Origin of the sequence: Pseudorhodobacter sp., assembly GCF_030452865.1 — a bacterium.
Lineage (GTDB): Bacteria > Pseudomonadota > Alphaproteobacteria > Rhodobacterales > Rhodobacteraceae > Pseudorhodobacter.
Window position 1 is genome coordinate 1 of sequence record NZ_JAKDLJ010000083.1, and the last position, 11,436, is coordinate 11,436.

Sequence of the window (11,436 nt, forward strand, 5' to 3'; positions counted from 1 at the left end):
TCAAAGCCGTTTCGGGCGCCTATGATCAGGATCATAGCCACCCAGAACCCCCCCCTGGAAAATCTGCCCCATGCCCGCCTTCCCTTCCTTTCCCGACACGCGGCACTGCGTTGACGCCGTGGTCATCGGCCGCAATGAGGGCGAGCGGTTGCGCGCCTGCATCGCCTCGCTTTTGCCGCAGGTGGCGCGGGTGATCTATGTTGACAGCGGCTCTGGCGATGGCAGCGTTGCATTGGCGCGTGGGTTGGGGGCGCAGGTCTTGGCGCTGGATATGTCGCAACCCTTCACCGCTGCCCGCGCGCGCAACGCCGGGTTGGCAGAGGTGACGGCGGAATTCGTGCAGTTTGTCGACGGGGATTGTGTGGTTGATGCCGGGTGGGTCGCTGCGGCCCTTGCGGCGATGGCCGACCACCCACGCGCCGCCGTGATCTGTGGGCGCCGGAGGGAGCGTTTTCCCGACGCCTCCCCCTATAACCGCCTGTGTGATCGGGAGTGGGACACGCCGATCGGCCCGGCGCGGGCGTGCGGCGGTGACGCGCTGATGCGGGTAGCGCACTTGCGCGCTGTCGGTGGCTTTCGTGAAAGTCTGATCGCGGGGGAGGAGCCGGAACTGTGTCTTCGCCTGCGCCGGTTCGGCCATGAAATCTGGCGCATTGACGCCGAAATGACGCTGCATGACGCGGCGATCACCCGGATCGCGCAATGGTGGCAGCGCAACAGGCGGGCGGGCCATGCCTTCGCCGAAGGTGCCGCGCTTCATGGCAAGGCACCGGAGCGTCATTGGGTCACGGAGAGCCGACGCGCGTTGTTCTGGGGGTTGGCCGTTCCCTTGTTGGCGGTTGCAGCCGGTCTGTTCCATCCGCTGGGGTTTGCCGTGTTGCTGCTCTGGCCGGTGCAAGTGGTGCGCTTATTGCCACGGATGGGGCCGGAGGCGGCGTTTTTCACCGTTTTGGGCAAACTGCCCGAGGCGCAGGGCGTAATGGGCTATTGGTTCGGTCGCCTGCGGCGCAGCGGCAGCGGCCTGATTGAATACAAATGACCTAACGCCGCTGGCGCATGGCGGAAAGCGCCTGACCCGGCAGGATCGCGGCGCAGGACAGATAGCGCGGCAACAGGCGCTTCGGGCTTTGCATCATGCGCCAAAGCCACTCAACCGCAAAACGACGCGCCCACTCTGGCGCGCGGTGTTGATGGCCGGACAGGAAATCCACCCCCGCCCCGATTGACGCGAATCCGACCTGCGGCGCGATCTTGCGACCAAGGGCGGCGAACTGTTCCTGCTTTGGGGCGCCAAGTGCGATCAGACACAGGCAAGGACCGTCCTGACCGATGCGGGTGAGCAAGGTTTCAGCCGCCGCACCGCTTGGGTCAAAGCCGAATTCCGGCGCAATGGTTTGGGAAATCTTCACCCCCGGCCCCTGTTCGCGCAATGTCTGCGCCGCACCTTCCAGCGCTGCGGCAGTGCTGCCGAATAGAACCACCGACCGCCCAACCCGCGCCGCCACCCGCACCAAAGGCAGAACGAGGTCAGACCCGGGGACCAATGAAACCGGCTGCCCTGCGAGCCGCGACAACCACACAACCGGATTGCCATCGGCCACCACCATATCCTGCAGTGCATAAGCGGCACGGAAGGCGGCATTGGCGCGCAACTTTACCAGATGATCAAGGTTGATCGTGGCGAGCGCGAAGCCCTTTCCCGCCGTCAGCCTTTGCTGCACCGCTGCCAGAACCGAGGCGGCGTCCGGGTGGGTGATGGTTATCACAGTGTCGGCAAACGTAAATTTCACGATGAAGACCCAATCGTAACGCGCAGCATTGCGTTAGCATGATAAAAGGATTCAGGCGATGGGGCGGTGCCGAAAAATTTGGCGCGGAGGGTTGCAACACTCTGTTTCCGCATTTGCTGCGAATGAGGCGGGTGAGTGCCGGAATAACGAATTTCGCTTTGCCAAGTGATGATTTTGCTTGCCCGGACATGGTTTAAGCGTTGCGTTGCCGATGCAACAACCGCGCGTGGTGTGCGGTGCCATGATGGTCTGGCCTGTAATGCTATGCTAGATTGTGCCGTCGCGAACCTCGGTCCGCGCGCGGATTGGAAAGGACAGTTGCAAGGCGATGCCCAACGCGCTTGCCTATCTTATGTTGCTGCTTTGGCCCGTCATCGCGACGGTGCTGTTTCGACGCTTGCCGCCGGAAAAGGCGCTGGTCTGGTCAATCCTTGCCGCCTACATGCTGCTGCCGCCTTTGGCGAATTTTGACCTGCCTGCTGTGCCGGAAATGGATAAATTCACCATTGCCAATCTGTGCGCGCTGGTGCTGACGATCTGGGTGCTGGATGAACGGATCAGTTTTCTGCCGCAGGGATTTGTCGGTCGATTGCTGATCGTGCTCTATATCGTCAGCCCGTTTGCGACGGCGCTGACCAACCCGGATGCGATTCCGATTGTGGAAAAGCCGGTGCCTGCGATGCGGCTTTACGACAGCTTCTCGATGATCAGCTATCAGTTCATTGCCCTGATCCCGTTTTTCCTTGCGCGGCACATCCTGAAAACCGAAGCCGGGATGAAGGCGATTGTCGGGGCGTTGGTCGCGGCGGGTCTGGTCTATTCGGTTCCGATGCTGTTGGAGGCGCGGCTGTCGCCGCAAATCAACATCTGGGTCTATGGTTTCTTTCAGCACGATTTCTCACAAAGCATGCGGGACGGCGGCTTCCGCCCGATGGTCTTCATGCCTCACGGGCTTTGGGTGGCCTTTTTCGCGTTGATGGCAGCGATGTCGGCGCTGGTTGTTTTGCGCACGGGGACTGCTGAGGCGCGGCCGAAAAATCTGATGGTTTTCCTTTATTTGCTGGGCGTGCTTTACATCTGCAAAAGCGTGGGGCCGATGGTATATGCGCTGATGCTGACCCCTGCAATTCTGCTGGTCGGGCGGCGGTGGCAGTTGATCTTCGCAGCGGCTATTGCCGCGGTCATCATCACCTATCCGCTGCTGCGGGGCGCGCAGCTTGTGCCTTTGGACCGGATTCTTGACTATGCGATGGCCTACAGCCCGGAGCGGCATCAATCGCTTCAATTCAGGATCACCAATGAGGAGGAACTGCTGGCCCGCGCGCTGCTCAAGCCGTGGTTCGGGTGGGGGGGCTATGGTCGCAACCTGATTCTGGACCCGGGGACGGGACGGATACTGACAATCCCAGATGGGCGCTGGATCATCGTGTTGGGGACTTATGGCTGGTTGGGCTATATCGCGGAATTCGGGCTTTTGATCCTGCCATTGATGTTGTTGGGGCGGGAGGCACTGTTGTCGCCATCGCGGGTGTTTTCACGCTTTGCCTGCACCGTCGCGCTGATATATGCCGTGAACCTTGTGGACCTGCTGCCGAATGCGACGTTGATCCCGTTCACATGGTTGATGGGCGGGGCGCTTTTTGGCTATGCCGAGGCGCTTGCAACCCAGCGCCGCAGCAATCGGCAGGCAGCATGGCGCGCCGGATTGGCCAATGCCAACGGCCCGCGCACCGTGCTGTGACGCCCATTGAACTAATGATGATTCGCTGCCAGACGGGCAAAACAAGCGCCCTTCACCGTTTCCAAAGCCGGGCCAATCGCCCGGTCATTATGCCGCAGCCGTCAAAATGTCCACGGTTTTGCCACAATTGAACCGCGATTTAGGCGCGTTCTTGCAAGCAAAATGGCAGGAATGTGGCAAGACTGCGGCATTGTCCCGGATGATGAACCACTCCACCATGAACACCAATGCGGGTGTTCACGGAGCGGCGTTTAAGATATTTTATCGTAGAAGAACAATTACTTTGCAGCGGCAGGTGGCGGCCTGCCTATTACGAGCGCGCGGAAGGGAGGGCCACAGGCAGACGGAATGACAAACCTGATGGACCAAACAACATTCGGCGACAATGATATCGCGATTATCGGCATGGCGGCGCATCTTCCGGGTGCGGCAACTGTTGCGCAATATTGGTCCAATCTGGCGGCGGGCGTCGAAAACATCCGCCATTTGAGCGAAGCTGAGTTACTGGCCGCAGGCGAAAGCCCAGAGCGCCTGCGGCACCGCAACTATGTTCCTGCCGCGGCACCCCTGGAGGGTTTTGACCATTTCGACGCGGAATTTTTCGGTTTCTCGCCGAAAGAGGCCGCGATCCTTGATCCGCAGCACCGCCAGTTTCTCGAAGTGGCGTGGGAAGCCCTGGAGGATGCGGGCCATCCGCCGGAGTCCTTCCCGGGCGCGATCGGGGTTTATGGTGGCTGCGGCATGGGCAGCTATTTCTATTTCAACCTGTGTTCCAACCCCGATCTGGTGGAAAACACCGGCATGTTCCTGCTGCGCCATACTGGCAACGACAAGGATTTCCTTGCCACCCGCGTCAGCCATATTTTCGATCTCAAGGGCCCGTCGATCAACGTGCAGACGGCGTGCTCCACCTCTTTGGTCGCGGTGCATTACGCTTCGCAAGCCCTGCTGACCGGTGAATGTGATATGGCGCTGGCGGGCGGTGTGACGATTGAGCTGCCCCAAGGGCGCGGCTATATTTTCAACGAGGGCGAAATCCTGTCGCCCGATGGCCATTGCCACGCTTTTGATGCCAGCGCGCAGGGGACGGTTTTCGGCTCCGGCGCCGGGGTTGTGGTGTTGCGCCGTGCAGCGGATGCGCTGCGCGATGGCGATCATATCTGGGCGATCATCAAAGGCTCGGCAGTCAATAACGACGGCGCCGCCAAGGCTGGCTATCTGGCACCTTCGGTCGATGGTCAAGCCCGCGCGATTGCCGAAGCACAGGCGGTTGCGGGCGTCACGGCAGATACGATTGACTATATCGAATGTCACGGCACCGGCACTTTTCTTGGCGACCCGATCGAGGTTGCGGCGCTGACGGAGGCGTTTGCCGAAACCACTGATGAGACGGGCTTTTGCCGCATCGGATCGGTGAAAACCAATATCGGCCATCTGGATACGGCGGCAGGGGTCGCCAGCCTGATCAAGGCCAGCCTTGCGCTGCACCACGCGCAGATGCCGCCCAGCCTGAACTATACCACGCCGAACCCGGCGATTGATTTCGAAAGGTCGCCTTTCCGCGTCAATGACCGGCTGACCGAGTGGACGCGCCGCAAAGGCCCGCGCCGTGCGGGGGTGAATTCGCTTGGTGTTGGTGGCACCAACGCCCATGTGGTGTTGCAAGAAGCGCCCGACCGCGGCCCATCAAACGAAAGCGATTGGCCGTTTCAACTGCTGGTGCTATCGGCAAAATCCAAATCGGCGCTCGACGGGCAGGCGAAAAACCTTGCCGCCCATCTGCGCGCCCACCCCGAACAGCCGCTTGCCGATGTGGCCTGGACGCTGAAAGAAGGCCGCCGCGCCTTTGAAAAACGCCGCGTGATCGTGGCTGAAAGCCACACGCAGGCAGCAGACTTGCTGGAAGGCGCGGACCCTCGGCGCATCTGGACCCATGAGCCGTTGGACGCGCCCGAAGTGGTCTTCATGTTCCCCGGTGGCGGCGCGCAATTCGCGGGCATGGCGCGCGATCTGTACCAGACAGAACCGGAGTTTGCCGATTGGATGGACCGTGGCTTGGGCATCCTGCAACCGAAACTGGATTTTGATATAAGGGCTTTGTGGCTGCCTGAAAAAGGTGCGGAAGATGCCGCGAATGAGGCACTGAAAAGGCCTTCGGCGCAGCTTCCGCTGATCATGATCACCGAATTCGCGCTCGCGAAACTCTATCAGTCCTGGGGCGTGCAACCTGCCGCCTTGGTCGGTCATTCGATGGGCGAGAATACTGCCGCTTGTCTTGCGGGTGTTCTCAGCTTTGAAGATTGCATCGGCCTGATCCACCTGCGCGGCATGCTGTTTGATACCATCGCACCCGGCGGGATGCTGTCGATCCCACTGGATGAGGCGGAGGCTCGCCCGCTGCTGAGCGCTGATCTCGACATGGCAAGCGTCAATGCGCCCGGTCTCTGTGTGGTATCCGGCCCCGATGCGTCGTTGAAAACCCTGGCAGAAACGCTGGCGACGCAAGAGATTGAGACTCAGCGCATTGCAATCAACATCGCCGCCCATTCCCGCATGTTGCAACCCATCCTCGCCCGGTTCGCGGATTACCTTCGGTCGATCACGCTGCATGCGCCGCAGCTTCCGGTTATCTCGAACCGGACAGGCGTGGAACTGACGGCGGCGCAGGCCACCGATCCGGATTACTGGGTCGCACATCTGCGCAACACGGTAAATTTCGCTGCCTGTATGGACAGGCTGAAAGCCCCGAACCGCGTGTTTCTGGAGATCGGTCCGGGTCGCGCCCTGTCCTCACTTGCCCAAGCCAACGGGGTGCCGGCGGCGCAGGTCATAGCCGGTTTGCGCCACCCGGAGCAGACGATACCCGATGACCAGTGGCATATTGCCACTATCGGGCGGCTCTGGGCCTGCGGTGTGGATGTGGATTGGGCGCCGATCTGGGGCGACGCAGCGCGCCGCCGCGTCCCGCTTCCGACCTATGCCTTTCAGCGCAAACAATATTTCATCGCACCGGGGAAAGCGGCGATAACAGCGCCTGACGCGCCGAGGCGGATTGAAGATATCACAAACTGGGGTTGGCAGCCGCATTGGCGACCCCGCGCTGTGGAAACTGATGTCGATATCGAAGCGGGCTTTGACAGCTTGCCGCCGCAAACCTGGCTTGTTTTCATGGATGCCGCAGGTCTTGCCGAGGCTGCCTTTGCGCCGCTTGCCGCCGCAGGTCACCGCGTTATCCCGGTGCGCCCCGGGGATGCCTTCGGGGCGGATGGCAAAGGCGGCTACCGGCTCGCGCCGGAATCCGGACGTGAAGGCTATGACGCGCTGCTGCGGGATCTGATCGCGCAGGGCAAAACCCCGGATCGCATCGCGCATTTCTGGCTGGTCACGGCAGCGGAAACCTTCCGCCCCGGTTCCAGCTTTTTCCACCGCAATATCGAACAGGGGTTCTATTCCCTGATGTTCCTCGGTCAGGCGCTTGCGGAAGAAAACCTCGCGCAACCGCCGCATATAACGGTGTTCACCGATGGCGCGGCGCAGGTGCGGACCGAAGGACTGGCCTACCCGGAAAGGGCGATGATCGCCGGTCCGGCGCTGGTGATCCCGAAAGAGTTGCCCGGCGTCACCTGTGCCACTTGCGACCTTGTGCTGCCGCCCACGCCGCGCCGGGGCAAGCCGGACTACGCGACGCTGCTGCCGCAGGTGCAGGAGGAACTTTTTGCCACGCCCGGCAATGGGATTGCAGCGTTGCGGGGCAACAAACGACTGGAAAAGACCGTCAAGCCCGCGCAGTTGCCGGATGCGATTCCGGACATTCCCCAAGGCGCGCCCGTCCTGCTGACAGGTGGGTTTGGTGGCATCGGCCTGACCTTGGCAGAAAAATTGATCTCAGGGTTTGGCGCGAAGATCGCGCTGATCGCCCGTCATCCCTTGCCCGATGTGGCAGAGTGGCCTGCATATCTGGCGAAACACAGCCCGACTGACGCCACCGCCAGCCGCATCATCGCCTTGCAGAGCCTGCAAAAACTGGGCGAGGTTGCGGTTTTCGCAGCCGACGTGACCAACGCGCAGGAGATGCGCGGGGCGGTCGACCGGATCACACAGTCTTTCGGGCCAATCCATACGGTGATCCACGCCGCGGGGGTCATCGACGACGCGCCGCTGCTGACCAAATCCCCGGCAGCAGTCGAAGCCGTGCTCGCGGCCAAAATCCATGGCACCAAGGTTCTCGCGGATCTGTTCCCGGATGGGTCGATCACGCGGCTGGTACTGTTCTCGTCCACGTCTACCGTGACCGGACCTGCGGGGCAGGTCGATTATGTGGCCGCGAATGAATACCTCAACGCCTATGCGCAATCCCGCACAGGCGGGAAAACCCAGGTCACCGCGCTGAACTGGGGTATCTGGGCCGATGTCGGCATGGCGGCGGCGGCGTTGGCCGACCGCCGGGGTGACCACCCGCCTGCGCCGCGGGTTCCGATCAAGGCGAAGATGCTGGATGAGGTGACATTCGATGCCGCAGGCCACCGCATGTTCACGGCGCACTATGGCTTGGATCGTTGGATATTGGACAGCCATCGCACCAAATCCGGCCACGCGCTGATCCCCGGAACCGGCTATCTGGAGATTGCCGCGGAAGCGATGGCGCATGAAGGTCTGACCTCGTTTGAATTGCGCGACCTCTATTTCTTCCGCCCGCTCGATGTGCCGGATATCCGCGCCACGCTGTCGCTGAGTGAGGAGGGCTATGGGTTCGAGTTGCGTTCTGCCGTGCCGACCAATGGCGGCAAGGGTTGGCAGTTGAACGCGCAGGCGCGGCTGCTTCCGTTGCGCGATCTCGCCCCGACCATTGATCCCGCCGCGATTGCCGTGCGCTGCGGTGACCCCGAAACCGGAGAGGGTCTGGTTTCGCCGCAAGAGGCGCATCTGACCTTCGGGCCGCGCTGGCGCGTGCTCCATTCCCGCGCTTATGGTCAGGGTGAGGGCATCGCACATCTGGCGCTTCCCGCCGCGTTTCAGGCGGAGGCGGGGCCATGGCACCTGCACCCGGCCTTGATGGACATGGCGACCGGTTGGGCGATGGGGTTGATCGACGGCTACCGATCCGATCACCTATGGGTTCCGCTGTCCTACGCCCGCGTCAAAGTCTTTGGCACTTTGCCCGGGCGTATCATCTCATGGGTGCGCAATGCGGCGGCCAACCGCGCCAGCGACCCGACAGCGGTGTTTGACATCACGCTGGCCGACGCTTCGGGCAAGGTGGTCGTTGAAATCGACGGCTTCACCATCCGCCGCCTGGATGGCGCGCTTGCTTTCACCGCGCCGGACCCGCGCGAATTGGTGTTTGACGACCCCGGCCAAAAGCAGCTTTCGGCCGCCGAGGAACGTCTGGCGCATAACCTGTCGCAGGGTATCCCGGCGCAGCAAGGGGCGGAGGCGTTCTCCCGTGCCGTGGCGATGAACCTGCCACAAATCATAGTGTCCTCGCTCGATCTGCCGGGGTTGATCGCGCAAGCCGCGCTGGCAGAGGTGGCTGGCTCGAAAGGCCAGAGCTTTGAGCGACCCGAGCTTGACAGCGACTATATCGCGCCGCGCAACGATATCGAGCGGACGCTGACCGGCTTTTGGCAAGACCTGCTCGGCGTTGGTCAGGTCGGGGTGGAGGATGACTTTTTCGCGCTTGGCGGCCATTCACTGATCGCGGTGCGTCTCTTTGCCATGGTGCGCAAAGCCTACCGTGTGGATTTCCCGATTTCGGTGCTGTTTGAGGCACCAACGATCGCCGGTTGTGCTGCCCTGATTGAGGAACGTATCGGCCCGCAAGATACTGCTACCGAGGCACCCAAACCCAAACGCCGCTTCACCCATCTGATCGCAATGCATGAGCGTGACGGCGGGCCGAAGACGCCGTTTTTCCTTGTGGCGGGCATGTTCGGCAATGTGTTGAACCTGCGCCATCTGGCGCAACTGATCGGCGGGGAGCGCCCCTTCTACGGCTTGCAGGCGCGCGGGCTTTACGGCGATCAGCCGCCGCATCAGACAATCCCCGAAGCGGCTGCGGATTACATCGCCGAACTGCGGGAGGTGCAACCGCACGGCCCCTACCTGCTGGGCGGGTTTTCCGGTGGTGGTCTGACCGCATGGGAAATGGCGAAACAGTTGGAAAAGGCGGGGGAGGAAGTTTCCTTGCTCGTTCTGCTGGATACGCCTTTGCCGCTGCGGCCCGGCCTGTCGCGCGGTGACAAGGCGCGGATCAAACTGGCGGAACTGCGCGCGCGTGGCCCCGGCTATCTGCTTGATTGGGCGAAAGCGCGGTGGGAGTGGGAGCGGACGAAGAACAGCGCACCCGAAGCCACCGCCGAAGGTGCGTTCCACAATGCCGCGATCGAAGCGGCGTTTCGCGCCGCCTTGCCGCGCTATCCCTTGCCGTTGCGCAAAGGGCCGACCGTGCTGTTTCGCCCGCCGCTTGACCGGCGCTGGCAGGTTTCAAACGGGCAATGGGTGAGCGCGGCCAGAGAATATGTGTTTGCCGACAATGATCTGACCCGCTTCGCGCCCGCGTTGCAGGTGGTCGAAGTGCCGGGGGACCATGACAGCATGGTGCTGGAACCCAATGTCCGCGCCCTGGCAGGTGCCTTGCGCCGGGTGATCGCCGAGGCGGAGCCAGGTGTTCTGCCCGCCTTGGCAGAGGCGGCGGAGTGAGGTGATGAAAACCCTGCTGACCGTCATCCTGAACTGGCGCACCGCCGATATGACGGTGCAATCGGCGGAGGCGGCTTTGCGCGAGATGGCGGGGCTGCCGGGAGCGGTGACCATTGTGGGCAGTGACAGTGGCGATGGCTCATTCGAGGCACTGACCGCGGCGGTGACAGCGCGCGGCTGGGACAAGGGCGTAACCCCCGTGCGGGTGATCCAGGCAGGCCATAACGGCGGCTTTGGTGCGGGCAACAACGTTGGTATCCGCGCCGGACTGCCGCCTGGATTTCCGGGAGGCACCCGGCCGGACTACGTTTATATCCTGAATTCCGATGCGTTCCCCGACCAGGGTGCGATCCGTGCACTTTACGACCATCTCAACCGCAACCCGATCACCGGTTTCGCCGGCAGCTACATCCATGGCGACGACGGCAGCCCGCATCGCACCGCCTTTCGCTTCCCCTCGGTGTTGGCGGAGTTTGAATCCTCGGTGCGCTTTGGTCCCGTCAGCCGGTTGTTGCGCCGTCATATCGTCGCGCAACCGATCCCGGCAGCGACGACCCGCGTGGATTGGCTGGCAGGTGCCAGTCTGATGATGCGTCAGGACGCTCTGGACACCATCGGATTGTTTGACGAAGCCTTCTTTCTCTACTTTGAGGAAACAGAATTGTGCCATCGCGCGGCCGCTGCCGGTTTTCCGACCGATTATGTGCGCGAAAGCCGGGTGACGCATATCGGCTCCGTCTCCACAGGCATGAAAACATGGGCACGGATGCCCGGCTATTGGTTTGACAGCAGGCTGTACTATTTCGCCAAGACCCGCGGTCGGGCCTATGCTGCACTTGCCACATTGTCGCTGGTGCTGGGGTCAAGCCTCTGGCGTTTGCGGCTGTTGTTCCAGCACAAGGACAGGGGCGACCCGCCGCGTTTCCTGTCGGATCTGATCGTTCACGCCTGGCGCAATTTGGCATTGTCCGCAGCGAAACCAATCCCGTCGCCCGCAACCAAGCGGGAAGGAGTGTAAAATGTCGAGTGCGCTGATTATCGGTAATGAGTCCCTGACCATCCAATGCGCCGAGGCGCTGCTGGCGCGTGGCCATTCCATCACCGCGATGGTGACGCGCAACCCGGAAGTGCGGGCATGGGGCGAAATCAGAGGTTTGCGGGTTGAGGCGCAGGACAAGACACTGGCGCAGCGATTGGGCGGCATGT

At 62.0% G+C, this 11,436-nt stretch carries 6 protein-coding genes; 5 read left to right on the forward strand and 1 reads right to left on the reverse strand.

What is annotated here, in order from left to right; translation table 11 throughout:
* The first annotated feature begins 70 nt into the window (after positions 1–70).
* Complete coding sequence (locus tag L0H65_RS07070; protein WP_301458134.1) at positions 71–1,039, forward strand: glycosyltransferase family 2 protein; 969 nt, start codon at positions 71–73, stop codon at positions 1,037–1,039.
* 1 nt (position 1,040) lies between these two features.
* Here L0H65_RS07070 and L0H65_RS07075 read toward each other — a convergent pair whose 3' ends face one another.
* Complete coding sequence (locus L0H65_RS07075; protein WP_301458135.1) at positions 1,041–1,790, reverse strand: WecB/TagA/CpsF family glycosyltransferase; 750 nt, start codon at positions 1,788–1,790, stop codon at positions 1,041–1,043.
* A gap of 328 nt (positions 1,791–2,118) precedes the next feature.
* Between L0H65_RS07075 and L0H65_RS07080 the strand changes: the two genes are divergently transcribed.
* From L0H65_RS07080 to L0H65_RS07095, 4 genes are all read left to right on the forward strand, one after another.
* Entirely contained in the window at positions 2,119–3,531 is a 1,413-nt protein-coding gene (locus tag L0H65_RS07080) for a hypothetical protein (RefSeq protein ID WP_301458136.1), read from the forward strand.
* A 360-nt stretch (positions 3,532–3,891) separates the two neighbouring features.
* Positions 3,892–10,230 (forward strand): type I polyketide synthase, encoded by a 6,339-nt coding sequence (locus tag L0H65_RS07085; protein ID WP_301458137.1) that lies wholly within the window; start codon positions 3,892–3,894, stop codon positions 10,228–10,230.
* A 4-nt stretch (positions 10,231–10,234) separates the two neighbouring features.
* The gene (locus L0H65_RS07090; RefSeq protein WP_301458138.1) at positions 10,235–11,248 is read left to right on the forward strand and encodes a glycosyltransferase family 2 protein; all 1,014 of its coding nucleotides are present in this window, start codon (positions 10,235–10,237) and stop codon (positions 11,246–11,248) included.
* Between the two features lies 1 nt (position 11,249).
* Positions 11,250–11,436, forward strand: a 187-nt coding sequence (locus L0H65_RS07095; protein ID WP_301458139.1) for a hypothetical protein, incomplete at its 3' end; no start/stop codon positions are given.

What these genes read in the sequence shown, in the direction of transcription:
- L0H65_RS07070 (WP_301458134.1), top strand. Translation starts at nt 71, where the DNA reads ATGCCCGCCTTCCCTTCCTTTCCCGACACGCGGCACTGCGTTGACGCC.
- L0H65_RS07080 (WP_301458136.1), top strand. Translation starts at nt 2,119, where the DNA reads ATGCCCAACGCGCTTGCCTATCTTATGTTGCTGCTTTGGCCCGTCATC.
- L0H65_RS07085 (WP_301458137.1), top strand. Translation starts at nt 3,892, where the DNA reads ATGGACCAAACAACATTCGGCGACAATGATATCGCGATTATCGGCATG.
- L0H65_RS07090 (WP_301458138.1), top strand. Translation starts at nt 10,235, where the DNA reads ATGAAAACCCTGCTGACCGTCATCCTGAACTGGCGCACCGCCGATATG.